Origin of the sequence: Ferrovibrio sp., assembly GCF_029255545.1 — a bacterium.
In the GTDB taxonomy this organism is placed as follows: domain Bacteria; phylum Pseudomonadota; class Alphaproteobacteria; order Ferrovibrionales; family Ferrovibrionaceae; genus Ferrovibrio.
Map to the genome: position 1 here is coordinate 21,287 of NZ_JANLJJ010000009.1, position 24,964 is coordinate 46,250.

The window sequence follows — 24,964 nt, forward strand, 5'->3', positions numbered from 1 at the left end:
CCGTCGGACTGGCTCTGCGGCTGCTGGCCCTGGCTGTCCTGGTCCTCGCCCTCGTCCTCGTCGTTCATGTCGCCGTCTTCGTCGTCGACAAGCTCGAGATCCTTGATCAGCTTGCGGGCGACGCGGGCGAAGGCGCGCTGGTCGTCGATGCGCGACAGCAGCTGGTCGAGATCCCCGCCGCCCTTCTCCTCGATCCAGTCGCGCCACAGCGACACCATCTTCTGCGCCTGTGCCGGCACCGTCTCGCCGGTCAGCCGCTCACGCGCCAGCAGGCCGAGCACATCGGCCAGCGGCGCCTCGGACTTGTCCTTGATCTTGGCGTAACCCTTGCTGCGGCAGCGCTCTTCCAGCGCCGCGTTCAGGTTCTGCGCCACGCCGGCCATCCGGTTGGAGCCGATCGCCTCGACGCGCGCCTGCTCGATGGCATCGAAGACGGCGCGCGCGGTGCCGCCCTGCGGCAGCAGGCGGGAATGCAGGCTGTCGTCGTGATGGCGCAGCCGCAGAGCCATGGCATCGGCCAGACCGCGGATCTGCGCCACTTCCGCCATCGGCAGGTCGCGGCCCGGCACCGGCAGGCGCGCGCGCTTGCCGCGCAGGCCGGGCGTTTCCGGCCCGAAGCTGACCTGCAGGTCGCGATCATGCGAAATCGCCCGCGTCGCCGCGGTCAACGCGCGCTTGAAGGGTTCGATCGGGCTTTCCGGCTTGTTGGCCATGGCGTGTGCCGGCCCCGGCTCAGTTCAGGTCGGCCTTGGCGGCGGTTTCCGGCAATTCCTCGCCAAAGCAGCGCTGGTAGTATTCGGCCACCATCGGCCGCTCCAGCTCATCGCATTTGTTAAGGAAAGTGAGCCGGAAGGCGAAGCCAACGCTGCCGAAGATGCGGGCATTCTCGGCCCAGGTGATCACCGTGCGCGGACTCATCACCGTCGAGATGTCGCCGTTGATGAAGCCGGCTCGGGTCAGCTCGGCCACTGCCACCATGTTCTGGATCGTTTTCTTGCCCGCATCGCCGGTATAGCTGGGCGACTTGGCCAGCACGATGGCGACCTCGTCATCCGCCGGCAGGTAGTTGAGCGTGCAGACGATGCTCCAGCGGTCCATCTGGCCCTGGTTGATCTGCTGCGTGCCATGATAGAGCCCGGTGGTATCGCCCAGGCCGACGGTATTGGCGGTGGAGAACAGGCGGAAGGCCTTGTGCGGGCGGATCACGCGATTCTGGTCGAGCAGCGTGAGCTTGCCCTCGACCTCAAGGATGCGCTGGATCACGAACATCACGTCCGGGCGGCCGGCATCGTATTCGTCGAACACCAGCGCCACCGGCGACTGCAGCGCCCAGGGCAGGATGCCTTCGCGGAATTCGGTGACCTGCTTGCCGTCGCGCAGCACGATGGCGTCCTTGCCGACCAGGTCGATGCGGCTGATATGGCTGTCGAGGTTGATGCGCACGCAGGGCCAGTTCAGGCGGGCGGCGACCTGCTCGATATGGGTGGATTTGCCGGTGCCGTGATAGCCCTGCACCATGACGCGGCGGTTATAGGCAAAGCCGGCCAGGATCGCGAGCGTGGTCTCGCGGTCGAAGCGGTAGCTCGGGTCGAGATCGGGCACATGCTCGCTGGGCTGGCTGAAGGCGGGCACCTTCATGTCGCTGTCGATGCCAAAGACATCGCGCACGGAAACCGTGATATCCGGCAGGTCGTTTGCCGGCATGGAAACAGACTTGGTCTGAAGGGCCGTCATCGTCACTCTCGGGTTCTTTCTTGGGCTTAAATCCGCGCCTTGGGGGAGGTCATAATTCAAGTATAGCCGCGGGTCTGGAGGAAGGCATAGGCCTGGTTAATGGTTTTCAGCCGTTCTTCGGCCTTCTTGTCACCGCCATTGGCGTCCGGGTGATAGCGCTTAACCATCAGTTTGTACTGCGACTTCAGGTCAGCCTTCCGCAGCGGCAGCGTCAGTTTCTCAAGGTCGAAACCAAGCTGCAGCAAAGCTTCGCGTTCGCGCGGATCGAGCTGCAGCTCGGCCCTGGTCTTGCGGCGGCCGGCACCCAGCTTGATGCCCACTTCGGCCAGGATGCCGAGATCGTCCTTGACCCAGACCTGCGGTTCCTCGCGCTGGGGCTTGGTGCCAAGCCGCCAGGTCGGCCGGTGGCCCAGCACGTCCTGGCGTTGGTAGCGTTCGACATCGTCGGCGCTCATGCCGCGGAAAAAATCCCACCCGGCATTATACTGGCGCACATGGTCAAGGCAGAAATGCCAGCGTCCGTCGCGCGGTTCGCGGCTTTTCGGAGCGGGAAAACGCCCTTCCTCGGCGCAGCCCGGATGATCGCAACGGCGCAGCCCGCGGCGGCCGAAGACGGCTTCCGCCTCGGCATCGAGGAAGATTTTCTGCTGGGCGGAACGGGCGCGCGACATGACCGCCAAAGTATGGGTCGAAGGGGTGGCACTGGCAAGGCAATAGCCCCTGCCATAGGGTTATAGGTACCCTGCATTTTTCTTGAGCGACTGAGGAGTTTTGATCATGTCCCTGGCCCAGCGCATCCGAACCAATCTGACCCATGCGCTGCAGCCGCAGGCGCTGGAGCTGATTGATGAATCCGCCATGCATGCCGGCCATGCCGCGATGAAGGGCCTGGCCGCCGGCGAAACCCATTTCCGCCTGAAAATCGTGGCCGACGCCTTCGCCGGCATGTCGCGCGTGCAGCGCCAGCGGCAGATTTACAGCCTGCTGGCCGCGGAACTCGCCGACGGCGTGCATGCCCTGGCCATTACCGCCCAGACGCCAGCGGAGGCGGCAATCCGGCCTGATTCTGCATCTGGTTGATTCTATTACGCAACCAGCCGAATCTCTTTTATGTGGATAATGCAACCTTTTCATTTGATAGTTTTTTTATCATCCATTATAGGTTGCAGTATGCCTATGACCCGCCGCCCACAGCATGCCTCAGCAGCCGCCAGCAACAGCCCCAGCCTGGTGACCCGCAACCTGCGCCTGGGTCGCGGGCGGACCAGCATCCGGCTGGAGCATCTGGAATGGGCGGCGCTGGACGCGATCTGCGTGGCCGAAGGCATCGACCGGCATCATTTCGCCACCCAGGTCGACCGCGATCCGTCGCGGCGGGAAAAGACGCTCACCTCACGGGTGCGCAGCGCCATCCTGGCCTATTTCGTGGTGCGCTCAGGCGTTGGCGTCGCCGGCATCCCCACTGGCCTAGGGAACGGCCACGACCATGCGCCGGGCTTCAGCGCAAAACCGCCAGCAGCAGGACAGGAAGAGTCGCGAAACTGAGCAGGGTGGAAATCACCACCAGGCTGGCCGTGGCGGCCGGATCGCGATTGAACCGCACGGCGAACACGTAATTCACCACCGCCACCGGCATGGCGCACTGGATGATGAAGGTGCCGCGCGCCGCGCCCTCCAGGCCGAGCAGCGCGCTGAGGCCGAAACCGATCCCGATCCCCAATCCCAGCCGCAGCAGTGACAGGATCAGACCGTTTTTCAGGTCCTGCACCTTCAGCGTGGCCAGCGACACGCCCAGCGTGAGCAGCATCAGCGGAATTGCGATGCCGCCGGCCACCTGCAAGCTGCGCATGATCCACAACGGCGGCTGCAGGGCGATCAGGTTGCCCAGAATGCCGAACAGGATCGCGTAGATCATCGGCGAGCGCAGCACCTCGCGCAGGTTGCCGCGCCCGGCCATGATCGACTGGCCGATCGTCCAGTTGCCCAATGACGCGACGGCGAAAAACAGGATGCCGAGCGCCAGGCCTTCAGCGCCATAGGCGAACAGGCAGAGCGACAGCCCGGCATTACCGGCATTGGGAAAGGTGAGCGAGGAGATGAAATTCCGCACCGGCAGGCCGAGCAGTTTCAGCGCCGGAGCGCTGACCACCATCACCATGGCCAGCGCGATCACGCTGGCCAGCACCATGGTGCCCAGCATGACGCGGTCGATCTCGGATGACAGCAGGCTGTGCAGCACCAGGCAGGGCGTGCCGATATTGGTGGCAAGCAGGCTGACGGTATCAACCTGAAAAGGCCGGCCGCGTTTCGCCCACAGCCAGCCAAAGCCGGCCAGCACAAACAGCGGCGCAATGACCGAAAAGACCTCGGCGATCAGGGCAAACGGCATGGCGGCGCTTATACCGCCGCGGCGAGCTGCTCGCGCAACAGGGTCTCGACGCTCTCGGGCGTGACATCGTCGCGCTGCACGGCGTGACCGATGGCTTCGGCCAGGATGAAAACCAGCTTGCCGTCGCGCACCTTCTTGTCCTGCTTCATATGCTCAAGCAGCGCGGCCGGCGAAAACAGCCGGGCGCCATCAACATCGGTCAGCCGCGCCGGCAGGCCGCTCTCGGCCAGATGGCGTTCCACGCGCGGCGCCAGATCCGCGCCGCACAGGCCGAGTTTCGCCGAAAGCCGGAAGGCCAGCCCCATGCCGACGGCGACGCCCTCGCCATGCAGCAGGCGCTGGGAATAGCCGGTCTCGGCTTCCAGCGCATGGCCAAAGGTATGGCCCAGATTGAGCAGGGCGCGTTCGCCCTCCTCGCGTTCATCGGCCGCCACGATGCGCGCCTTGTGGGCGCAGCAGCGCGCCACGGCTTCCGTGCGCAGGGCCAGATCGCCGGCCAGCAGCTTCGTCCCGTTCTGCTCCAGCCAGGCGAAGAAACCGGCATCGCCGAGCAGGCCGTATTTCACCACCTCGGCGTAACCGGCGCGCAATTCGCGCGGCGACAACGTATCCAGCAGCGCCACATCGGCCAGCACGAGGCGCGGCTGGTGGAAGGCGCCGATCAGGTTCTTGCCCTGCCGGCTGTTGATCGCCGTCTTGCCGCCGACAGAGGAATCCACCTGCGCCAGCAGCGAGGTCGGCACCTGGATGAAATCCATGCCACGCCGCAATACGCTGGCGGCAAAGCCGACCAGGTCGCCGATCACGCCGCCGCCCAAGGCGATGACATGGTCGCGCCGCTCGACCTTCAGCGCCAGCAGCGCCTCGCAGATCTGCTCGAAGCCGGCATAGGATTTCAGCTTCTCGCCAGGCGGCAGGATCACGGCCTCGCAGCCGATGTTCTTCAGCGCCAGCGCGCGTTTCAGCGTATCGAGATGCTTTGCCGCCACATTCTCATCGGTGACGATCACGGCGTAGGGCCGGCGCAGCAGCGGCGCGATATGCTCGCCGGCACGCTGCAGCAGGCCACCGCCAACCAGGATGTCATAGGCGCGATCACCCAATGCGACGCGCACCTTTTGCTCTGTCATGTTCTTACTCTGTCGATGCGGAATGCGCCGGTTCGGCATGATGCCGTTCGGCCAGTTTGCGATAGGCCGGCGGCAGCGCCAGCAGAATCTGCTCGACCACCGCCTCATGCGGTCCGTCGGCGCTGATCACGCTGATATCGGCCTCGGCATAGACGGGATAGCGCTCCTGCATCAGGCGTTGCAGCGTGCCGCGCAGATCGCCGTTCTGCAGCAGCGGCCGGTTGCTGCGCCGCGCGCAGCGCTTGGCCAGCACGTCGAGTTCGGCCTTGAGCCAGATCGAGAGGCCACGCTCGCGGATGCGGGCGCGCGTCTCCGCGTTCATGAAGGCGCCGCCGCCGGTGGCCAGCACGATGCGCGGTTGTTCCAGCAGGCGGGCAATCACCTTGCGCTCGCCGTCGCGGAAAGCCGCTTCGCCATGGGCGGCGAAAATTTCCGGAATGGAGGCGCCAGCCGCCTTCTCGATTTCGATATCGGCGTCCAGGAAATCGAATCCCAGCCGTCCGGCCAAGCGGCGGCCGACCGAGCTTTTGCCCGCGCCCATCAGGCCAACCAGAACCAGGCTGCGCAGGGCATCGCCACTCCCGGCCGGCGCGGCGTCAGACTGGGCAACGCCGGACTGGACGTCGTCAGGCTGGGTGTCAGGCTGGGCATCAGATGGGTCGGCAGCGGAGACGGTATCGATAATGCTCACGCCTGTTCCCGTGATCTCGGGCCGGATTCCCGCCGGCCACATAAACATAGCCATGCGGCCCGCGATTGCCTCACCGGGGCCGCGCCGGTACAATAAAGCAATTGCGTCACAATTCCAGCGCGCCCGCCCTTCCGGAGGGCCGCGCTGCAGCCCGGAGCCCAAGCCGCATGGCCCGCATGTCGATCGTCCTGTTCCTGTTTCTCGTGCTGCTGGTCGGTGGCGGCGTTGCCTTCCTGGCGAGCTGGGATATCCCGGCCCCGCGCTCCAAGGTCGAGAAGGTGATTCCGGCCGACCGGCTCGGAAAATAAGCCATGGCGGCGGCACGCGGTTTCAGCTGGCGCCGGCTGGCCGGGCGTGGCCTCCTGCTGGCCGCACTCGCCGCGCCGGCCCTTCCGTATCCCGGCCCTGACCTGCGGGCGCAGCCGATCCGGCTGACTCCGCCCGGGGCGACCCAACCCGGGACCGAACAGCGGCCTGCCGAGCCACCGGCGCAGGGACCGGCACAGGGACCGGCACAGGGCAATACCCTGCCATTCGGCCACCCTGGCAGCACGCAGCCGGGCGGCATTGAAACCACGCCGCTGCCGGCACCACCCGCCGCCACCGAACTGGCGCCCCCGAATGGCAAGGCGCCGGACTTCGTGATCCAGCCCCTGTCGGCCCCGGATCCCTCGACCGCCGGCCTGCTGGATGACACCAATGGCGGGCTCGGCGCCACGATGTGGCAGGGTACCAGCCGCGCCCAGGCCGTGCAGGCGGTCGGCGTCCTGCCGGCGCCTGTCGCCGCCAGCGCCCTGCGCGATCTACAGCGGCGCCTGCTGCTGACCACCGCCCAGGCTCCGGTCGGCAGCGGCGGTACACCCAGCCTGCTCGGCCTGCGCGTCGAGCAACTGTTCCGGCTGGGCCAGATCGCGGCGGCCGAACAACTGGGCACGCCACAGCCGCCCGATCTGAAGGACCCGGTCTTCCACCAGTTGCCCTTCGAGGTGGCTCTGCTGAAAAACGAACTGGCCCGCGCCTGCGGTCTGGCCGCGACCGGCCTGCGCGAGGATGCCTCGGCCTACTGGCAGAAAGCGGCCGTGTTGTGCCGCTACAGCACCAAGGACACTGCCGGCGGCGACCTGGCGCTCAGCCTGTGGCGCGACGGCGGTGGCGGCGAGGACCCGGCCTTCAACGCCCTGGCTGCCGCCCTGCGCGGCGATGCGCGAGCCAAGGTGGAAACCCTGGGTGGCGCCAGCCCACTGCATTTCGCCATGCTGCGCGCGGCCGGACGGCCCCTGCCAAAAGACACGCTGGATGTCGCGCCGCCGGCCCTGCTGGTGGCGCTGGCAGGTTACGACAAGGCCGATGCCGAATTGCGGCTCAGTGCCACCGAGCGCGCCGTGCGTTATGGCGCGCTGCCGCCCGAATTGCTCGCCGAGGCTTATGCCGCTGCCGAAATCCCCGAAGCGCAACGCGCCGCGCTGACCGCGGCGATTGCCGGCGGCAAGGACAAGAGCGTGCGCGCCGCGGCTTTCCTGTATCAGTCCACCAGGGCCACCAGCGAACCCAGGGCGCGCGCCGAACTGGTGCGCCGCGCCTACGACCTGGCGATGGCGCGCGACCTGCTGCTGCCCACGGCTGCCGCCTACAAGCCGCTGCTGAACAACCTGGTCCCGAACGAGGCCAGCATTGCCGCCGCACCTGCCGTGATCCGCATGGCGCTGGCCGCCAATGAGCCCGGCACCGCGCGACTGTGGCGCAATATCCTGATGGCCCTGCCGCCGGAGCGCGACAATGCCGGCGAGATCGCGGCCGAGGCCTGGCCTTTGCTGCTGATCGCCGGCGAGGATGGCGAGTGGCGCGACAGCCGCTATGAAGCCTGGCTGGCCGCGCAGAAGGACCTGCCCGTCGCCCAGCGCAATACCCGCGCCGCGCAATTGCTCACCCTGGCTGAAGGCGCCGGCATCGCCGTGCCGACGGAACGCTGGGACAGCCTGATGAATGCCGGCGTCGGGCCGGAGCGCAAGGCGCCGCCGGTGGCAGTCTGGCGCAACCTGCTGCGCGCTTCGGAAGCCAAGGCAAAAGCAGAGACCGTGGCATTGGCGCTGGCACTGCTTGGTCCCAATGGCAGCCTGGATGCCGATGGCCAGAGCCTGGCCACGGCGCTTGGGGCCTTGCGCAATGTAGGGCTGACCGCAGAGGCCCGCCAGATCGCGCTGGAAGCGGCGCTGCTGCGCGGCTTCTGATCCCGGATGGCGCGCGCTGACCGCCATATCGACGCTTTCCTGGAAATGCTCAGCGCCGAACGTGGCCTGGCGAAGAATTCCCTGCTGGCCTACCAGGCCGACCTGGCGGATTTCGCCGGCTTCCTGGCCGCCCGCAATGAAAGCGCCGAGCGGATCGGCATCGACAGCCTGCGGCTCTATGTGCAGGGCCTGGCCGATGCCGGGCTGAAGCCGGCCACAGCGGCGCGGAGGCTCTCCGCCCTGCGCCAGTTTTTCCGTTTCCTGCTGCAGGATGGCATCCGCCGCGACGATCCCGCCGCCCTGCTGGATGCGCCGAAACGCGCCCGGCCGCTGCCGAAACTGCTGAGCGAGGATGAGGTCGACCGCCTGCTGCAGGAAGCCCGTTCGCTGCGCGACGATCCGGCCGAGGCCGCGCGCCTCACCGCTTTGCTGGAAGTGCTCTATGCCTCGGGCCTGCGGGTGAGCGAGCTGGTATCCCTGCGCTGGCCGCCCTTCGGCGACGATCCGCGTTTCCTGGTGATCCGTGGCAAGGGCGGCAGGGAGCGCCTGGTGCCGTTGAGCGAACCGGCGCGGCAGGCGATCGAGGATTATGCCGGCTGGCGCGGCGATTTCCTGCAGCCGAAACAGGCCTCGCCCTGGCTGTTTCCCTCGCGCGGCGAAAGCGGCCATCTGACGCGCCAGCGGTTTGGCCAGCTGCTGAAGGACCTCGCGGTGGCGGCCGGGATCAGTCCGGCCAAGGTTTCGCCCCATGTGCTGCGCCATGCCTTCGCCAGCCACCTGCTGGCCCATGGCGCCGATTTGCGCGCGGTGCAGAAAATGCTGGGCCATGCCGATATCAGCACGACGCAGATCTACACCCATGTGCTGGAGGCGCGGAAACAGGCCCTGGTGCGCCAGCATCATCCCCTGGCGAAAGGGTGACCCGCGTAAGTAATTTTCTTTCGCGCAGACTTCCCCCAACGTCAGACTTGCCAAGCCCGGGCGCTCCAGTTAGCAGATGCAGCAAGACCATATGGGAGAGTCAGCGCCATGAGCTTCAAGACCATCACCCCCGCCCCGGCCCGGCTGAACCGCTGCGAACTGGCGGTGCCCGGCAGCAGCGTGAAGCTGTTCGAGAAGGCCGCGAAATCCGCCGCCGACGTGATCTTCCTCGACCTGGAAGACGCCGTGGCGCCCGACGACAAGCCGCAGGCGCGCAAGAATATCGTGCAGGCCCTACATGACATCGACTGGGGCCGCAAGGTGATGTCGGTGCGCATCAACGGGCTGGATACCCATTACATGTATCGCGACGTCGTCGAGGTGATCGAGGGCGCGGGCGACAAGGTCGACCTGATCATGGTGCCCAAGGTGGGCACCGCCGCCGATATCTATGCCGTCGACATGCTGCTGACGCAGATCGAAACGGCGAAAGGCTTCAAGAAACGCATCGGCATCGAGGCGATCATTGAGACCGCTCTGGGCATGCAGAATATCCACGAGATCGCCGCGGCCAGCCCGCGCATGGAAAGCCTGCATTTTGGCGTTGCCGATTACGCCGCCTCGACGCGCGCCCGCACCACCTCGATCGGCGGGCCGAATGCGCTGTATGGCGTGCTGACCGACAAGGATGGCGACAAGCCGCGCGACTATTTCTGGGGCGACATGTGGCATTACGCCATTTCGCGCATGGTGGTGGCCGCCCGCGCCAATGGCCTGCGTCCCATCGACGGGCCGTTCGGTGATTTTTCCGACAACGAGGGCTACACCGCCCAGGCCAACCGCGCCGCCATCCTCGGCTGCGAAGGCAAATGGGCCATCCACCCGGCGCAGATTCCGCTGGCCAATACCGTCTACACGCCGCCGGAAGCGGAAGTGACCAAGGCGCGGCGGATTCTGGCGGCGATGGCGGAAGCCCAGGCCAAAGGCCAGGGCGCCGTGGCGCTGGACGGCAAGCTGATCGACATCGCCTCGATCCGCCAGGCCGAGGGCATCGTCAAGCAGGCCGAGCTGATCGCAAAAGGATAGCCGCGCGTCGGGACAGACGCGTTTCAGTCTGCCGCGGTGGCGGACTTGTCCTGCACGGACTTGTCCTGCCCCTCGGGGGCATGCCGGAATTCCGGCACCAGCGATTTCAGCATGGCAAGGATCATTGCATTGTCGCGCCGGGCGGCAGCGGCGGAAAGCTGCGCCAGCGCCTGCTCCAGCTCGGCGTGGTCGATCACCCGCGGCGCGGCCAGCATCACGCCTTCCTCCGGTGTCTTCACCAGGGTTTCATCCTGGTGCAGCACTTCCTCGTAAAGCTTCTCGCCCGGCCGCAGGCCGGTGAACACGATCTTGATGTCCCTGTCGGGCTGCTTGCCGGCCAGGCGGATCATCTGCCGCGCCAGATCCTGGATGCGCACCGGCTCGCCCATGTCGAGCACGAAGATCTTGCCCTCGGCATGCAGGCCGTCGCGCGGCATGGCGGCGGCCTGCAGGATCAGCTCGACCGCCTCGCGCGTGGTCATGAAAAAGCGCGTGACATCGGGATGCGTCACCGTCAGCGGCCCGCCCTGGCCGAGCTGGCGCTGGAACAGCGGCACGACGGAACCCGAGGAACCGAGCACATTGCCGAACCGCACGGTGACGAACTGCGTTCCGGCATTGCCGCCGGCGGAGCGGTCGAGATCGAGGCTCTGGCACACCATCTCGGCCACGCGTTTGGTGGCGCCCATCACATTGGTGGGATTCACCGCCTTGTCGGTTGAGATCATCACCATGACGGCAACGTGATGACGGCGGCAGGCATTGGCCACGATCTGGGTGCCGACGGCATTGGTCAGCACGCCCTCGCCGACATTGGCTTCGACCAGTGGCACATGCTTGTAAGCGGCGGCATGCAGCACGATCTCGGGGCGGTGCTGCGTAAAGGCCAGGTCGACGGCCTCGGCATTGCGCACGTCGCCCAGATGGGCAATCCGCGGCAGCGCGGGGGTGCGCTCGGCCAGCTCCATGTCGATCTGGTACAGCGCATGTTCGCTCTGCTCGAACAGCACGATCAGGGCCGGGCCGAGCGCCGCCACCTGGCGCACCAGTTCCGAGCCGATGGTGCCGCCGGCGCCGGTGATCAGCACGCGCCGGCCACCGATCAGGCGGGCTACCGCTGCGCGGTCGAGGACGCGTTGGGGCCGGCCGAGCAGATCCTCCACCGCGATCGGCTGCACCTCGTGCGGACCATCGCCTTCCTTGCGGAATTCGGTCAGCCGCGGCAGGCGCGCCACCGTGATGCCGAGCTGCGCGGCGGTGTCGACCAGCTCGCGGATGGCGCGGCCGCCAAACCGGTCATCCGCCACGATGATGCGGCGCGGCCGATCCATCTCGGAGGCCTGTCGCACTATGGCGGGCAGGTCGGTCAAGCTGCCCAGCACGCGCACGCCACGCAAATCGCGGCCATGGCGGCGCTCGGAATCGTCGATGATTCCGACCACCCGATAGGCGGCGTCGCCGCCACGCTCCATTTCACGGATGAAGGCATCGGCGGCCATGCCGGAACCAAGCAGCAGAACCGGGATGCGCTTGTCGTCGCCGCGCTTCAGCGCCTGAACCAGGCTGCCATCCTTCCAACTGCGGTACAGCAGGCGCGGGCCGGCCAGCAGGGCGACCAGGATGAAGAACTGCAGCACCAGGGCGCTGCGCGGATAGGATTCCAGCCGCGTCACAAAGAATAACAGCGGCAGGAAGATCAGCAGCGACAACACGGCGGCACGCAGGATCGCCATCATGTCGCGCAGGGAGGCGAAATGCCAGATGCCGCGATACAGTCCGGCATAGCGGAAGACCACGGCGGCAACCGCGGTGAAAACTGCCATGCCTTCCCAGGATTCCACCGGCGACCAGGGAATGTCGGCCAGCCAGTAGCGCAGCCACAATGCCAGCATGAAGGAGGCCGCCGCCATGACGATGTCATGCAGCGCCACCAGCAGGACGCGGCCGTTCAGGCGCAAAGGTTTAAACGGATCAGCGTTCACGGGAGCCGCGCGGATTGACCATGGTCGCTATCCTAACGGCTTCGGCGAGCCGGCGAAATGCCTGCACAGGGCGGCGGAAGCCAGCGCGGCGGCGGCGAGCGAGGCCAGCGCCGCCGGCCAGGAATGCAGGCTGGCCAGCGCCAGGCCGACCAGGATCACGTTCAGGCCGGCAATGCGCAGGGAAACGGCGGCATGGCTGCCGAGCTTGCGGGCGCCCTGCTGGTAGAAATGGCTGCGATGGGGCTGCCAGATTTTCTCGCCGCGCAGCAGCCGCCGCAGCAGGGTGATGGTGGCATCCATCCAGTAATACATCGGCAGAATCAGCGCCGGCGCCCAGGCGCCGCTGAGCACCAGCGCCAGCAGCAGGGCACCCAGCAGGTATCCGGCCGGCACGCTGCCGACATCGCCGAGGAACACCTTTGCCTGCCCCCAGTTCCACCACAAAAACCCGAACCCCGCGGCAGCCACGATCAGGCCTGGCGCAGAAACATTCCCCGCATGCTGCGCGACGCCGACCAGCGTACAGCCAACGCCGATCGCCATCATCTCGACACCGGTAATGCCGTTGATGCCGTCCATGAAGTTGAACAGGTTGGTGAACCAGATCCAGGCCAGGAACAGCGCCACGCGTTCCAGCCATGCCGGCACGATGCCGCCGGTGATCGCATTGTCTGCCGGCAGCAGCGCCAGCACCAGGCTGACCGCCAGCACCTGCACGCCGAGCCGCAGCCCCACCGGCAGGCCGCCGCGACGGTCATCCAGCCACGACACGACCGCCAGCGCCATCATGCCGAGCAGGACAATCGGCAAGCCGGGATCGGGGTACAAAACAAGCCAGACAACGCTGCCGAACAGCATGCCGCCCGTAACAGCGATGCCGCCGCCGCGCGGCGTGATGTCGCTGTGACTGGACCGCTCGTTGGGAATATCCCAGACAGCGCGGCGCTTCAGCCATGCGACCAGCGGCTTCAGCGCTAGGGCAACGAACAGCCCGGTGGCGATGGCGATGGCCAGCGCGATCAGCCAGCGCTCCGACGCTTCGCTCACAACCGCTCTCCCCGTGCCTGCAGCAGGCGCTCATAGGCGGCAAGGCTGGCGGCGACAAAGCCTTCGACCGAGAAATCGCGCACGGCGATGGCGCGGCCTGCGGCGCCCATGCGGCGCCGCTGACCATCATCTTCAAGCAGTCGGCGGATCGCGACCGCCGTCGCCATGCCATCGCGCACCGGCACCAGAAGGCCGTTGACCTCGTGCTGCACGACTTCGCGACAGCCGGGCACATCGGCGGTGACGATGGCACGACCGATGGCCGCCGCCTCGATCAGGCCGCGCGGCAGGCCCTCGCGGTAGGATGGCATGACGATGACATGCGCGCGCGCCAGCATGACCGGCATATCCTCGGCATAACCCCAATGCTCGACGACGCCGGACGCGAGCCATTGCTGCAGCTGCGCCTCGCCGATATCGGTCGGGTTGTCGGGGTCGCGCCGGCCAACCAGCACGAAACGCGCCGACACACCTTCGGCACGCAGCCGCGTGGCGGCAGCGACGAATTCGCGCACGCCCTTGTCGCCCAGCAGGCGGGCGGGAAACATCACCACCGGCGGATATCCGGCATCGATGGCGGGCTCGGGCTGCTGCGCAAAAACCTGCATGTCGACGCCGCAGCCGCGGATCATCACCCAGCGATCGGCGGGCACCAGCTGCTCCTGCGTGAACATCGCTAGGTCGTCGGGGTTCTGGAAAATCGTCAGCGCATTGGCGTGATGCAGGGCGAAGCGGTAGAGCCGGAACAGGGTGCGATGCAGCAGCCCGCGCCGTTCATCCGCGCGGATGAACAGGTAGCCCAGCCCGGTGATCGCATGCACGACGGCCGGCAGGCCGATCAGCCGGGCGGCCAAACCACCCCAGATCACCGGCTTGATCGAGACCAGATGCAGCAGGTCTGGCCGCAGCTTCAGGAACAGCCCGGCCAGCACCAGCAGCAGCCGCAGTTCGGCCAGCGGATTCTGGCCGCCGCGCCCCAGCGGAATCGGGTGGAAATGCAGCCCGGCCGCCGTTATCCGCGCCGCCATGACCGGGTCAGCCGGGGCGGCGACATGCACCTCCCAGCCACGGTCGCGCATCGCCAGGCCGACCGGCAGCCGGTGCGTGGTGAAAAACAGCGCTTCCTGGACGACAAAGAGCAGACGGCGGGCCATCCCCGCGCTCTACCGGCTGGCGGGGGGCGGGTCAAGCCACCCTTCCCTTCCCCGGCCTTCCCCGGTTTCCCGCCGGAACCGGTTCCCGGGCCGGTTTATTGACAGCACCGGGCCAGCGGGTTACCCCCCTTGGGCACTTGAACCGAAAGTCCCCCCATGACCGCTCCCGCCCCCGCTCCCGCAGAAACCATTGCCGTTATTGGGCTTGGCTATGTCGGTCTGCCCCTGGCCGTGACCCTGGCCCGGCATTTTCCGGTCCTGGGCTTCGATATCGACCGGAGCCGCGTGGAGGAACTGCGCCGCGGCGAGGATCGCACCCGCGAGATCGGGCCGGAAACCCTGCGCGCCTCCAGCCTGCGCCTGAGCGCCGATCCGGCCGAACTGCCGGGCAAAACGATTTACGTCGTCACCGTGCCGACCCCGGTCGATGCGCAGAACGTGCCCGATCTCGGCCCGGTGCGCTCGGCCTCGCGCACGGTCGGCCAGGCCTTGCGGCAGACTCCCGCGCCGAATGCCGTCGTGGTTTACGAAAGCACCGTCTATCCGGGCGTGACCGAAGAGATTTGCGGCCCGATCCTGGAGCAGGAATCCGGTCTGGCCTGCGGGCGCGACTTTTTCCTCGGCTATTCGCCGGAACGCATCAATCCCGGCGACAAGATCCACACGGTGGACAAGATCGCCAAGGTGGTGGCCGGCCAGACCCCGGATGTCGCCGCGCGACTGGCAGGGATTTACGGCAAGGTCACCAGTGGCGGCATCCATTTGGCGCCGACCATCAAGACGGCGGAAGCCGCCAAGGTGATCGAAAACGCCCAGCGCGACATCAACATCGCCTTCGTCAACGAGATCGCCATGATCTTCGGCAAGATGGGCATCTCGACCTATGACGTGCTGGAAGCCGCCGGCACCAAGTGGAACTTCCTGAAATTCCAGCCTGGCCTGGTCGGCGGCCACTGCATCGGCGTCGATCCGTATTACCTGGCCCATCGCGCCGAGGAACTGGGCCACCATGCCCGCATCATCCTGTCGGGTCGCGCCATCAACGACGGCATGAGCGCCTATATCGGCGAGGCCGTGTCCGCCCGCATCAAACCCGGCAGCAACGTGCTGGTGCTCGGCCTGACTTTCAAGGAAGACGTGCCCGATCTGCGCAACTCCAAGGTTGCCGACCTGATCGGCAGCCTGAGGGGCCTTGGCCACAGGGTCAGCGTGCATGATCCGCTGGCCGATCCCCATGAGGCGCAGCACGAATACGGCGTGATGCTCAGCCCCCGGCTGGACCAGCTCGGCGATTTCGATGCCGTGGTGGCCGCCGTGCCGCATCAGGAATACCGCGCCCTTGCTGGCAGCGGCTTGGCCCGCCTGGTCCGCGAGGGCGGCCTGGTGGCCGACCTGAAAGGCATCTGGCGCGACCAGCCGATGCCGACCGGACGGCAATACTGGACCCTGTAGGCCGGACCAGCAGGCCTTTTACGGCCCGGCCTACTGGACATCGCCGCCCGCCTGCCCGAAATATCCTGTTCCAACAGGAGCCTTCCGATGTCCGAACAGGTCGATACCCGCATTCCGGTTTCCGTGATCACCGGCTTCCTCGGTGCCGGCAAAAGCACCCTGCTGAACCGGCTGCTGCGCCATCCGGATATGGGCGAAACCGCCGTGATCGTGAACGAGTTCGGCGAGATCGGTCTTGATCACGCCCTGATCGCCTCCAGCCAGGAAGACACAATCCTGCTCAGCTCGGGCTGTCTGTGCTGCACCGTGCGCGGCGATCTGGTGAACACCATCCGCGACCTGACGACCAAGCGCGACCGCGGCGAGGTGAAACCCTTCAGGCGAGTGGTGATCGAGACCACCGGCCTGGCCGATCCCGCCCCCGTGCTGCACACCCTGATGAGCGATCCGGTGGTGGCGGAACGCTGCCGGCTGGAAAGCGTCGTCACGCTGGTCGACGCAGTCAATGGCAACAGTACGCTGGACCACCACCAGGAAGCGATCAAGCAGGCCGCCGTGGCCGATCGCCTGGTGCTGACCAAGGTTGACCTGGCCGAGCCCGGGGCCGTGCAGCACCTGCGGCATCGCCTGCAGCATCTCAATCCCGGTGCGCCGATCTTCACTGCGATCGGCGGCGACATCGCGCCGAAACAAATTTTCAATGCCGGCCTGTATGATCCCGCCACCAAAAGTTTCGACGTGCAGAACTGGCTGCGCGCCGAAGCCTATGACGCAGGCCATCACCATCACCACGATGATCACGATCACCCCCATGAGCACCACCACGATCACCACCATCATGACGATCATGCGCATGGCCATGACCACGAGCATTTCCGCAAGCCCGATGGCAGCCTGGACGTCAATCGGCATGACGCCACGATCCAGTCTTTCTGTCTGACCTTCGACCAGCCCTTCGACTGGAACACGCTGGCCACCTGGCTCGACCTGCTGGCGGCCTATCGCGGCGACAACCTGCTGCGCGTGAAGGGGCTGGTGAATGTCGCCGGCGTCGACCGGCCAGTGGTGATCCACGGCGTGCAGCACCTGTTCCATCCGCCGGCCACCATCCCGGCCTGGCCGGATGCCGACCGGCGCAGCCGCATCGTCTTCATCACCCGCGACCTGCCGCGCGAGGTGATCGAGCAGACCCTGAATGCCCTGCAGCAGGCCGCCCCGGACTCCGCCGCCGCCCAGGCATGAGCGATTTACCCGAGCATCCGGCCGATCCGGAACTGACGGCGCTGATCCGCAGCCTGCGCAGCACGGCACGAACCAGGGTCTTTGCGATTACCTATGGCGGCCGCCGCCTATGGGTGAAGACGGCGGGGGCACCACGCCTGCGTTCCTCCGTGCTGATGCAGCGCATCATCGCCACTGTTTTCGCCCAGCCTATCCTGCTGCCGCCGCGCAACCAGACCGGCGCGCTGGGCCTGGCGGCAGAAGCGGCCGCGATCCGCACGCTCGCCGATGCCGGTTTTCCGGTGCCGGCGGTGATCGCCTGTTCGGGGCAGTGGCTGGTGCTGGGCGATGCCGGCGAAGCGCTGGAGCCGCGCCTGAACGACGCCGCCGATGCGGCCGAACGCTGGCGCATGATCGCAGAGGCCGGCGCTTTGCTCAGCCGGCTGCACGCGGCCGGTCATTGGCATGGCGGCGCGCAGATTCGTAATTTCAGCTACGCCGATGGCCGGCCAGGCCTGCTCGATTTCGAGGATCACGTCCTGCCCGGCATGACGCTGGCCGAGAAGCAGGCACGCGACCTGCTGCTGTTCCTGTATTCGTTGGTGCGCTACGACCGTGGCGCGACCGAGCCACAACTGCCGCGCATCGCTGCTGCCACGCTGTCGGCGGCTTCGCCGGATGCCCGCCATGCCATGCGCAAGCTGCGGCGACGCATGGCATGGCTGCTGGCGCTGGCGCGCTGGCTGGCGCCCCATGCCGGCCGCGACGTGCGCCAGGCCGCGGCCGCCGACGCGGCCATCGGCGCGGCGCTGGCACAGAAAGAAGATTAGCCCGCAGAATCCTGCCGCTCAGAATCCGGGGGGTGCCAGGCCGATGCTGCCCACGTTGATGCCGCGCCAGTTGTTCAGCGGCTGCTCGACCAGCGGCCGGATCGCCTCGCGCCCGGCCTCGTCCAGCCAGCCGAGATGTTCCAGCAATCCACCCAGGGCGGTCTGCGCCGCGCGGGCCGTGCCGTCCAGCACCTTCAGCGCGATCGCCCGGCCGGCCGAGGCCGAGGCTGCGGTATAGACGCCCTCGGCGCCAGTCTTGGCGATGAACTTCCCGCCACCGGCCTGCATGACGGCGGTGCAGAAACGACCGGTGCCGGCGACGAAAAACGGTTCGGCCGCCACGGCGGCGGCCAGCCGACGTGCCGCCGTCGCCCGCTCCGGCGCCAGGCCGGTGCCGGTGATGAAGCGGGCGAAACCCCAGGCCAGATTGTGCAGCGGGATTGCCATGGTCGGCATCGAACAGCCATCAGTGGCGAAATGCTCGGCCGGAATCTTCACGCCGCAGATATCCTCGATGACGGCCGTGACCCGGCGCTGTACCGGATGATCCGGCCGCACATAGCCGCGGATATCCTCGCCCAGATGGGTGGCGACCGAGACCATGCCGGCATGTTTGCCCGAGCAGTTGTTATGCAGATTGGACGGTGCCTGGTGATCGCGGGCCAGCTGGCGCGCGGTCTCCTCGTGATAGGGCCAGTGCGCGCCGCATTCCAGATCTTCCGGCTGGCGGCCAATGCGCGCAAGCCAGGCGGCGACGGTTTCGGTATGGCGCGTTTCGCCGCCATGGCTGGCGCAGGCCATGGCCAGTTCGGCCTGGCTTAAATGGAAGGCATCGGCGGCGCCGGATTCGACCAGCGGCAGGGCCTGCAAAGCCTTGTTGGACGAGCGCGGGAAAATCGCCTGGCTCGCATCGCCCCAGGCCGCCACGGTCCCGCCATCGCCATCGACCACGGCGGCGATCACCGGATGGCGGCTTTCCACTTGCGCGCCGCGCCTGACCTCGACGATAAAGGGCCGCGCGCCGGGGGCCGGCAGGGGGCCAAAAGGGTTACCCATGGCTGTACTCCTGATTCTTCCCGGCCGCTTATACACGCAAGGCCCCTATAGTCAAAGAATGGGGCAGGCCAGGAGCGGGGCGGGCGATGCGCGGCTTTTTCGGAATCGGCGTCGAACGCCTCAGCAAGCCGATGAATGCCGGCACCCTGTTCCGCACGGCGCATGCCTTCGGCGCCAGCTTCGTCTTCACCATCGGCGCCACCTATTCGGTGACCGCGGCGCGCTCGGACACCAGCAAGACGCCGGAAAATCTACCCTGGTATGTCTATGACAACGCCGCCCAGCTCAGTCTGCCGCAGAACTGCAAACTCGTCGGCATCGAGCTGCTGGACGAGGCCATCGAGCTGCCGCGTTTCCGCCACCCGCTGCGCGCCGCCTATGTGCTGGGCCCGGAGATGGGCTCGCTCAGCCCCGAGCTGGTGGCGCGCTGCGACCATGTGATCAAGATTCCGACCAGCTTCTGCGTCAATGTCGGGGTGGCCGGCGCCATCGTGATGTATGACCGTCTGATCACGCTGGGAAAATTCGGTGAGCGGCCGCTCTCGCCGCTGGCCAAGGGTGCGGCGGCCGGCAATCCGGGCGGACGGCACCCCAAGCGGCAGGCGCGCCCGCAGGAGTAGCACAGGCCGGCGGCAATCTGCGGTTATAAAACCCGGCCACAACCCCGATTTATAATAGAATCAAAGACCTGCTCATTCACTTTTAGTCTTGCACCTGTCATAGTGAATGTGAATTGACTCGGGGCAGAAGGCTAGAGTTGAAGGCAGGCATGTCGACATGAACGTGAGTGCACCGACGGGCATCACTGAAGCTTCCGGCGGCGTTGTGCTGTGTCAGGACGCCCATTCGCTGTCGGAGCGCCGCGCCCGGGCCATGATCGGCCGTGTCTGCCGCGACTATTTCGACGAAAACATCCTGACCCCGATCGAGCTGCTGCATCACAGCGGCCATGGCAAGCTGCTGAATGGCGCGGAGAACCTCTGCGCCGCCCTGGTGCAGAAAGCCGCCGTTGCCCAGGCCCAGGCGACCAATTCACCCGTGCGCGACAAGGTCAAGAAGCTCTATGCCATCACCACCGCGGCGATCACGCAGGTGGAGGCCTTCGAGAAACGCCTGCCCGCCACGCCGCTGACCCACCGCCTGCTGGCGCAGCTGATCACCTCCGACCCGCTTTACGGGACGCGGATCGCCTATTGCGCGCTGGCGCATCACCTTGAATTTTCCAAGAACTGGACCGAGAAGGCCGATCGCTGCCTCGCCCTGTTTGATACCGGCATCGATCCATCCGCGGCGACCATACTCGACGAGGCCCTGGCGGAAATCCTGCAGGCCAAGTCGGCGGTGCCTGAATTGCTGGGCAAGTTCCGCGACGCGCGCCTGCGCATCATCCAGTTGATGGCAATTCTCGATAAGCGCTATGCGATCGACGAGGCTGCCTACGACACCGAATTCTCCCAGCGCCTGTATGCCGTGGGGGCCAAACACAACATGCCGGCCCTGCGCGAAGCCGTTATCCAGTTGCTGCGCCGGCTGCTGATATCTTCCGTGCCGCTGCTGTCGGAGGAACCGGCCGAGGAATTCCCCGCCACCCGCGAGGTCTATGCGCTGCTGACCAGGGATCGTGAATTCGCCCTGGAACTGGGCGCGGCGGATCTGTTCGAAAAACGCATGGTGCGGCTGGTGACGGCTGAAAAGCTGACCAAGCTCGTGCCGGGTTACTATTCGGCGCCAAAGCTGATGACGGCGCTGAAGCTGTTCGAGGAAGCAATCGGCGACGGGCCGAAGGAAATCCTGCTCAAGTATATCGCCTATCTTTATGAGCACCGCGACCTGGAGAAGGAATTCGTCGATCCCGCCTATACGACGGAAGAGAAGGTCGAGATCGCCAACGAACTGCGCAAGCTGACCGTCAGCACCGGACTGTCGGATCACCGGCGCGAGCAGTTTCTCGGCATTCTCGACCCGCTGATCCAGCGCCTCGCCAAGGGCGACCAGCGCCGGTCCACCCGCAACCAGTGCGGCCCGGAGGACCATGTGGTGCTGGAAGGCGCCCGCATCCCGCTGAAGAACTGGAGCGCCATCGGCCTGCTGTTCGGCCCGATCAGCGGCACTTTCCTGGAAGGCGAGCTGCTGAAACTGACGGTGAAGATCAAGAATCCGAAGCTTCAGGTCACTTTCGATGCGGAAGGCGATGTCGTGCGCTATACCGACGAAGGCTTTGTCGCCATGAAATACCGCTGCCTGGATGCCCAGGCAGCCAAAAAGGTCGCGCTCTATTTCGATCCACTGGCCGGCGCCAAGAGCTAGCCGCCTACAACGTCTTGCCCAGGTAATTCGCCACATCCTGCGGCAGGAAGCCCGCCTTGCGCACCGCTTCCTTCAATTCCCCTTCCTTGACGCCGAATTTCCGCATCCAGTAGCCGATATCCTGTTCGGTGCTGACATTGACCCGGCTGCGCCCTGTGGCCAGCTTGGCGCGCGCCCGGTCCCCGGCCCTGGCATTGGGGCGGTCGGCGATGGACGGCGTCGCCGTCGACGGCTGGCTGACCGCCGCCGGATCGCTGGCCGGAAAACTGTCGCGCAGGCCGGCATCCAGCTCCTCCTGCTTGCTGCGTTCGGAGCGCCCGATTTCCTCGCGCTGCTGCGGCGTCGGCTTATCGGCGATTTTACGGTCGGTCATAATGGCCTCCTGACTGCAACATGAGAAAATAACGGCATTCTTCGCGCCTGGTTCCCGTTCGCGAAAGCCGAAGCGAGCCGCAATCGTCCTGCAACCACAAGGCTGCATTGCGTTCATTGGTTAACGCCGCACCGCGATACGGAGGCAGATTGGCGTAACGCCCGCTTCTCAATTCCCGGCCGGCGCGTTAGCCTGCGGCACAGGCAAGGGGGAAATGCCATCATGCGTCACATATTTGCCGTTCTGGGTGCGCTGGCAGTGATTGGCGGAACCGGCTGGATGCAGTCCGGCCAGGCCCAGCCCGCCGCGCAGCCGGCGTCGCAGCTTGCCGCGCCGCCGCGCAGCATCGCCGATATCGTCGCCATCCTTGATCAGCAGAAGCCGGACCCTGTTCGGCGCGCCAAGCTGATCGCCGATGCCGAGGCGGCCGAACCGCCGGGCCTGGATACCCGGCAGCGCAGCCGCTTCCTGTATGGCCGCGCCCAGGCCGCCAACCTGATCGGCCGCAGCGAGGCCGCGCTGGCCGATCTCGAGCCGGCCATCACGCTGGCCATCTCGGTCGGCGACGATGTCTACCGCATGCAACAGCTCTATGCCGGCCTGCTGCGCATGACCGGCAAGCCGCAGGAATCGCTGACCTACTATGTTAAGCTGGCCGAAAACGAGAGCAAGGGGCGATTGAAGGGCCGCCTGTTCAACATCTATCGCAACATTGTCCAGGGCGCGGCGGCGGCCGGCAGGTTCGAGATGGCCAAGCGCTATCTCGACCAGGCCGAATTCCAATACAGCGAGATCAGCAACAATTCGCGCGGTCCGAACAATTTCATGTTCCTCTCCTCGTGGCAGACCGATATCGATCTGAGCAAGTCGATCGTCGCCAGCTTCCGCGGCCAATATGCCGAAGCCGAAGCTGCCATGGCCGTAGCGCTCCTGAACAACAAGGAGACCCAGCAGCGCTCCAAGCACTGGCCCGACCCGCCGGCTGCCGGCGTGATCGAAAGCGGCGGCGATCTCATCTTGTCGAGCCTCGGCGAGGCCAAGCTGGCCCAGGGCCGCATGACCGAGGCTGAAGTCGATATCCGCCAGGCCCTGCTCAACAGCTTGCGGCGGGAAGGCAAATACAGTTTTCGCACGGCCACCTTTGCCAGCAGCCTGTCGAATGTATTGCTGGAACAGGGCCGCCTGATGGAAGCGGAGAAAATGGCGCGCACCGCCGCCGAAATCTTCCATGAAATCGGTTATGACGAGAATGCGCCCGCGGCGCTGGCCACCATACGGGCCGTGGCCAACACGCTGGTGCTGCAACGGCGCTGGCAGGAAGCCGCCGAACTCTATGCAAAGATGATCGCGGCAACGGCGGACTGGAGCGAAGGCCGCGCGCGCGTCATCCGCCGCAGCCCGGCGCGCATCCTCACCATGGCGCGGACCGGACATGGCAATGATGCCGCCGACGTTGCCACGCAGATGGTGCAGGTCAAAGCCGAGCGGATGGGCGAGAAGCATTTCGAAGTGGCGATGGATCGCGGATTGCTCGGCATTGCGCTGTCCGCCGCCGGCCGGGATGCCGAGGCAATGGCCGCGTTCCGCGAGGCCGTGCCGATCCTGCTGTCGGCCTCGCGCCAGGCGGAAACCGAGGAGGCAGGCCTGGCGACACGCGATTTCTACGTGCAGACCATCATCGAGGATTACATCGTGCTGCTGTCCCGCGTGCAGGGAAGCGCGGCCGGTGCCAGCGTTGATGCCGGCAGCGAAAGCTTCCGGCTGGCCGATGCCGCCCGCGGCCGCAGCGTGCAGCGCGCCCTGGCCGCTTCGGCGGCCCGCGCCGCAGTGCGTGACCCGAAACTGGCCGAGCTGGTGCGCGCCGAGCAGGACCAGCAGAAGCAGATCGCCGCCCAGTTCGGACTGCTGTCCAACCTGCTGGCCCTGCCGCCGGAACAGCGCGATGACAAGGCAATCCAGGCCATGCGCGTGGATGTCGACAAGCTGCGCGATGCGCGCGCCAGAACGCGGCAGCAGATCGAAAAACAGTTCCCCGAATACGCCAGCCTGATCGATCCGCGCCCGCCCGGCGTGGACGACATCCGGAGCGTGCTGCGTGCCGACGAGGCGCTGGTCTCCTTCTACCTCGCGCAGGAAAACAGCTTTGTCTGGGTCGTGCCCAAGCAGGGTCCGGTCGCCTTTGCCGCCGCGCCCCTGGGGGCAAAAGCCATCGAGGGCAAGGTGCAGAAACTGCGGCTGGCGCTGGAACCGCAGGCGGAAACCCTGGGCGACATCCCGGCTTTCGACCTGGCGCTGGCACATGAACTGTACAGGACTTTCCTGCAGCCGGTGGAAGCCGGCTGGAAGCCGGCAAAAAGCCTGTTCGTCGTCACCAATGGCGCGCTGGGCCTGCTGCCGCTGTCGCTGCTGCCGACCGCGCCGGCGCAGGTTGATGCCCAGAAGGCCGAACCGCTGTTCGGCGGCTACAAATCCGTGCCCTGGCTGGCCCGCAGCCATGCGGTGACGCAGTTGCCGTCGACGGCGGCGCTGAAGACCCTGCGCGGACTGCCGGTCGGTGGCGTCGGGCGTGAACCGCTGGTCGGCTTCGGCGATCCCTTCTTCAATGCCGAACAGGCTGCGGAAGCCGCCAGCGAGGCGCCGCTGCAGGTTGCGTCGACCGATCCGGTCGCGGTGCGCGGCGCCAAGCTGAAGCGCCGCAACGCACCGCAGACCACCGGCGTCGACAGCGCCGAACTCGGCCTGCTGCCCCGCCTGCCCGATACCGCCGAGGAACTGCGCTCGGTGGCGATGGCCATGCAGAGCGATCCGGCAAAGGCCCTGTTCCTCGGCAAGCAGGCAAACGAGAAAGTCATCAAGCAGACCAGGCTGGATAACTACCGCGTGGTGGCCTTCGCCACCCATGGACTGGTACCCGGCGATCTGAACGGCCTGACCCAGCCGGCCCTGGCCCTGACCGCGCCGCAGATTGCCGATGTGGACGGCGACGGCCTGCTGACCATGGATGAGATCCTCGGCCTCAAGCTGGATGCCGACTGGGTCGTGCTGTCGGCCTGCAACACCGGCACCGGCGCGGGTGCGGGCGCGGAAGCGGCCTCGGGCCTGGGCCGCGCCTTTTTCTATGCCGGCACGCGGGCCCTGCTGCTGACCAACTGGTCAGTGCATTCGGCCTCGGCGCGCGATCTGGTGACCGACCTGTTCCGCCGCCAGTCGGCCGATATGAAACTCGGCCGCGCCGAGGCGCTGCGCCAGGCGATGGTGGGCCTGCTGGACGGGCCAGGTTATCAGGAAAACGGCCGGACGCTGTTCAGCTATGCCCACCCGATCTTCTGGGCGCCCTACAGCCTGATGGGCGACGGCGGCTAG

General features: G+C 66.4%; 22 protein-coding genes and 1 pseudogene. 12 read left to right on the plus strand and 11 right to left on the minus strand.

Translation table 11 applies throughout. The features are described from left to right. The 3 genes and pseudogenes from Q1J79_RS00450 to Q1J79_RS00460 all read right to left on the minus strand — a co-directional run. Positions 1–713: pseudogene (locus Q1J79_RS00450) on the minus strand (cobaltochelatase subunit CobT); the annotation flags it as partial. 19 nt (positions 714–732) lie between these two features. Continuing rightward, positions 733–1,734 (minus strand): cobaltochelatase subunit CobS, encoded by a 1,002-nt coding sequence (gene cobS, locus Q1J79_RS00455; RefSeq protein WP_300295189.1) that lies wholly within the window; start codon positions 1,732–1,734, stop codon positions 733–735. A 56-nt stretch (positions 1,735–1,790) separates the two neighbouring features. Further along, on the minus strand, positions 1,791–2,405 hold the full coding sequence (locus Q1J79_RS00460) for a J domain-containing protein (RefSeq protein WP_300295191.1): 615 nt from the start codon (positions 2,403–2,405) through the stop codon (positions 1,791–1,793). 106 nt (positions 2,406–2,511) lie between these two features. Here Q1J79_RS00460 and Q1J79_RS00465 point away from each other — a divergent pair, with 106 nt between their 5' ends. Both Q1J79_RS00465 and Q1J79_RS00470 read left to right on the plus strand, forming a co-directional pair. Beyond that, the gene (locus tag Q1J79_RS00465; protein WP_300295193.1) at positions 2,512–2,814 is read left to right on the plus strand and encodes a BolA family transcriptional regulator; all 303 of its coding nucleotides are present in this window, start codon (positions 2,512–2,514) and stop codon (positions 2,812–2,814) included. A gap of 96 nt (positions 2,815–2,910) precedes the next feature. Next, the gene (locus tag Q1J79_RS00470) at positions 2,911–3,279 is read left to right on the plus strand and encodes a ribbon-helix-helix domain-containing protein (RefSeq protein WP_300295195.1); all 369 of its coding nucleotides are present in this window, start codon (positions 2,911–2,913) and stop codon (positions 3,277–3,279) included. Here Q1J79_RS00470 and Q1J79_RS00475 read toward each other — a convergent pair. Genes Q1J79_RS00475 through Q1J79_RS00485 form a run of 3 tightly spaced genes read right to left on the minus strand, consistent with a single transcriptional unit; the run spans position 3,233 to position 5,944 of the window. Beyond that, positions 3,233–4,123: an AEC family transporter gene (locus tag Q1J79_RS00475; protein ID WP_300295197.1), complete on the minus strand. Its 891-nt coding sequence runs from the start codon at positions 4,121–4,123 to the stop codon at positions 3,233–3,235. The two genes, Q1J79_RS00470 and Q1J79_RS00475, sit on opposite strands and share 47 nt — an antisense overlap. Positions 4,124–4,131: 8 nt before the next feature. Next, complete coding sequence (gene aroB / locus Q1J79_RS00480; protein WP_300295199.1) at positions 4,132–5,253, minus strand: 3-dehydroquinate synthase; 1,122 nt, start codon at positions 5,251–5,253, stop codon at positions 4,132–4,134. 4 nt (positions 5,254–5,257) lie between these two features. Then, positions 5,258–5,944 carry a shikimate kinase gene (locus Q1J79_RS00485; protein ID WP_367182935.1) on the minus strand — a complete coding sequence of 229 codons (687 nt, stop codon included), beginning with the start codon at positions 5,942–5,944 and terminating at the stop codon, positions 5,258–5,260. Between the two features lie 167 nt (positions 5,945–6,111). Between Q1J79_RS00485 and Q1J79_RS00490 the strand changes: the two genes are divergently transcribed. The 4 genes from Q1J79_RS00490 to Q1J79_RS00505 all read left to right on the plus strand — a co-directional run bounded on the left by Q1J79_RS00490 (position 6,112) and on the right by Q1J79_RS00505 (position 10,179). Beyond that, on the plus strand, positions 6,112–6,252 hold the full coding sequence (locus Q1J79_RS00490; RefSeq protein ID WP_300295200.1) for a hypothetical protein: 141 nt from the start codon (positions 6,112–6,114) through the stop codon (positions 6,250–6,252). A gap of 3 nt (positions 6,253–6,255) precedes the next feature. Further along, on the plus strand, positions 6,256–8,172 hold the full coding sequence (locus Q1J79_RS00495; RefSeq protein WP_300295202.1) for a hypothetical protein: 1,917 nt from the start codon (positions 6,256–6,258) through the stop codon (positions 8,170–8,172). Positions 8,173–8,178: 6 nt separating this feature from the next. Then, positions 8,179–9,093 carry a site-specific tyrosine recombinase XerD gene (locus Q1J79_RS00500; protein ID WP_300295204.1) on the plus strand — a complete coding sequence of 305 codons (915 nt, stop codon included), beginning with the start codon at positions 8,179–8,181 and terminating at the stop codon, positions 9,091–9,093. Positions 9,094–9,201: 108 nt separating this feature from the next. Next, a complete protein-coding gene (locus Q1J79_RS00505) occupies positions 9,202–10,179 on the plus strand; it encodes a CoA ester lyase (RefSeq protein ID WP_300295206.1) in 978 nt (325 codons plus the stop codon). A gap of 23 nt (positions 10,180–10,202) precedes the next feature. On the opposite strand, the gene Q1J79_RS00510 is transcribed toward Q1J79_RS00505, so the two are convergent. The 3 genes from Q1J79_RS00510 to Q1J79_RS00520 are packed head-to-tail and all read right to left on the minus strand — an operon-like array spanning position 10,203 to position 14,362. Beyond that, positions 10,203–12,161 carry a polysaccharide biosynthesis protein gene (locus Q1J79_RS00510; RefSeq protein ID WP_367182936.1) on the minus strand — a complete coding sequence of 653 codons (1,959 nt, stop codon included), beginning with the start codon at positions 12,159–12,161 and terminating at the stop codon, positions 10,203–10,205. A gap of 27 nt (positions 12,162–12,188) precedes the next feature. Then, complete coding sequence (locus Q1J79_RS00515; RefSeq protein WP_300295208.1) at positions 12,189–13,208, minus strand: glycosyltransferase family 4 protein; 1,020 nt, start codon at positions 13,206–13,208, stop codon at positions 12,189–12,191. Beyond that, the gene (locus Q1J79_RS00520) at positions 13,205–14,362 is read right to left on the minus strand and encodes a glycosyltransferase family 4 protein (RefSeq protein WP_300295210.1); all 1,158 of its coding nucleotides are present in this window, start codon (positions 14,360–14,362) and stop codon (positions 13,205–13,207) included. The genes Q1J79_RS00515 and Q1J79_RS00520 overlap by 4 nt, the downstream gene beginning before the upstream one ends. Before the next feature lie 156 nt (positions 14,363–14,518). Here Q1J79_RS00520 and Q1J79_RS00525 point away from each other — a divergent pair, with 156 nt between their 5' ends. The 3 genes from Q1J79_RS00525 to Q1J79_RS00535 all read left to right on the plus strand — a co-directional run bounded on the left by Q1J79_RS00525 (position 14,519) and on the right by Q1J79_RS00535 (position 17,865). After that, positions 14,519–15,814 (plus strand): nucleotide sugar dehydrogenase, encoded by a 1,296-nt coding sequence (locus Q1J79_RS00525; protein WP_300295212.1) that lies wholly within the window; start codon positions 14,519–14,521, stop codon positions 15,812–15,814. An 87-nt stretch (positions 15,815–15,901) separates the two neighbouring features. After that, positions 15,902–17,056 carry a GTP-binding protein gene (locus Q1J79_RS00530; protein WP_300295214.1) on the plus strand — a complete coding sequence of 385 codons (1,155 nt, stop codon included), beginning with the start codon at positions 15,902–15,904 and terminating at the stop codon, positions 17,054–17,056. Then, positions 17,053–17,865, plus strand: a complete 813-nt coding sequence (locus Q1J79_RS00535; RefSeq protein ID WP_300295215.1) for a hypothetical protein — start codon at positions 17,053–17,055, stop codon at positions 17,863–17,865. Before Q1J79_RS00530 ends, Q1J79_RS00535 begins: the two co-directional genes overlap by 4 nt. Before the next feature lie 18 nt (positions 17,866–17,883). Here Q1J79_RS00535 and Q1J79_RS00540 read toward each other — a convergent pair whose 3' ends face one another. Then, a complete protein-coding gene (locus Q1J79_RS00540) occupies positions 17,884–18,921 on the minus strand; it encodes an asparaginase (RefSeq protein ID WP_300295217.1) in 1,038 nt (345 codons plus the stop codon). Between the two features lie 86 nt (positions 18,922–19,007). Between Q1J79_RS00540 and Q1J79_RS00545 the strand changes: the two genes are divergently transcribed. Together Q1J79_RS00545 and Q1J79_RS00550 are read left to right on the plus strand one after the other, a co-directional pair. After that, positions 19,008–19,541 carry an RNA methyltransferase gene (locus Q1J79_RS00545; protein ID WP_300295219.1) on the plus strand — a complete coding sequence of 178 codons (534 nt, stop codon included), beginning with the start codon at positions 19,008–19,010 and terminating at the stop codon, positions 19,539–19,541. A 157-nt stretch (positions 19,542–19,698) separates the two neighbouring features. Then, the gene (locus tag Q1J79_RS00550) at positions 19,699–21,228 is read left to right on the plus strand and encodes a hypothetical protein (protein WP_300295221.1); all 1,530 of its coding nucleotides are present in this window, start codon (positions 19,699–19,701) and stop codon (positions 21,226–21,228) included. 4 nt (positions 21,229–21,232) lie between these two features. Here the strand turns inward: Q1J79_RS00550 and Q1J79_RS00555 are convergent, their stop codons facing one another. Next, positions 21,233–21,601 (minus strand): DUF3606 domain-containing protein, encoded by a 369-nt coding sequence (locus tag Q1J79_RS00555; RefSeq protein ID WP_300295222.1) that lies wholly within the window; start codon positions 21,599–21,601, stop codon positions 21,233–21,235. 222 nt (positions 21,602–21,823) lie between these two features. On the opposite strand from Q1J79_RS00555, the gene Q1J79_RS00560 reads away from it, so the two are divergent. Further along, positions 21,824–24,964, plus strand: a complete 3,141-nt coding sequence (locus tag Q1J79_RS00560) for a CHAT domain-containing protein (RefSeq protein ID WP_300295224.1) — start codon at positions 21,824–21,826, stop codon at positions 24,962–24,964.

Coding starts and splice junctions, on each gene's coding strand:
- cobS (WP_300295189.1), bottom strand. CDS start 1,734: ATGACGGCCCTTCAGACCAAGTCTGTTTCCATGCCGGCAAACGACCTG.
- Q1J79_RS00460 (WP_300295191.1), bottom strand. CDS start 2,405: ATGTCGCGCGCCCGTTCCGCCCAGCAGAAAATCTTCCTCGATGCCGAG.
- Q1J79_RS00465 (WP_300295193.1), top strand. CDS start 2,512: ATGTCCCTGGCCCAGCGCATCCGAACCAATCTGACCCATGCGCTGCAG.
- Q1J79_RS00470 (WP_300295195.1), top strand. CDS start 2,911: ATGACCCGCCGCCCACAGCATGCCTCAGCAGCCGCCAGCAACAGCCCC.
- Q1J79_RS00475 (WP_300295197.1), bottom strand. CDS start 4,123: ATGCCGTTTGCCCTGATCGCCGAGGTCTTTTCGGTCATTGCGCCGCTG.
- aroB (WP_300295199.1), bottom strand. CDS start 5,253: ATGACAGAGCAAAAGGTGCGCGTCGCATTGGGTGATCGCGCCTATGAC.
- Q1J79_RS00490 (WP_300295200.1), top strand. CDS start 6,112: ATGGCCCGCATGTCGATCGTCCTGTTCCTGTTTCTCGTGCTGCTGGTC.
- Q1J79_RS00495 (WP_300295202.1), top strand. CDS start 6,256: ATGGCGGCGGCACGCGGTTTCAGCTGGCGCCGGCTGGCCGGGCGTGGC.
- Q1J79_RS00500 (WP_300295204.1), top strand. CDS start 8,179: ATGGCGCGCGCTGACCGCCATATCGACGCTTTCCTGGAAATGCTCAGC.
- Q1J79_RS00505 (WP_300295206.1), top strand. CDS start 9,202: ATGAGCTTCAAGACCATCACCCCCGCCCCGGCCCGGCTGAACCGCTGC.
- Q1J79_RS00520 (WP_300295210.1), bottom strand. CDS start 14,362: ATGGCCCGCCGTCTGCTCTTTGTCGTCCAGGAAGCGCTGTTTTTCACC.
- Q1J79_RS00525 (WP_300295212.1), top strand. CDS start 14,519: ATGACCGCTCCCGCCCCCGCTCCCGCAGAAACCATTGCCGTTATTGGG.
- Q1J79_RS00530 (WP_300295214.1), top strand. CDS start 15,902: ATGTCCGAACAGGTCGATACCCGCATTCCGGTTTCCGTGATCACCGGC.
- Q1J79_RS00535 (WP_300295215.1), top strand. CDS start 17,053: ATGAGCGATTTACCCGAGCATCCGGCCGATCCGGAACTGACGGCGCTG.
- Q1J79_RS00540 (WP_300295217.1), bottom strand. CDS start 18,921: ATGGGTAACCCTTTTGGCCCCCTGCCGGCCCCCGGCGCGCGGCCCTTT.
- Q1J79_RS00545 (WP_300295219.1), top strand. CDS start 19,008: ATGCGCGGCTTTTTCGGAATCGGCGTCGAACGCCTCAGCAAGCCGATG.
- Q1J79_RS00550 (WP_300295221.1), top strand. CDS start 19,699: ATGAACGTGAGTGCACCGACGGGCATCACTGAAGCTTCCGGCGGCGTT.
- Q1J79_RS00555 (WP_300295222.1), bottom strand. CDS start 21,601: ATGACCGACCGTAAAATCGCCGATAAGCCGACGCCGCAGCAGCGCGAG.
- Q1J79_RS00560 (WP_300295224.1), top strand. CDS start 21,824: ATGCGTCACATATTTGCCGTTCTGGGTGCGCTGGCAGTGATTGGCGGA.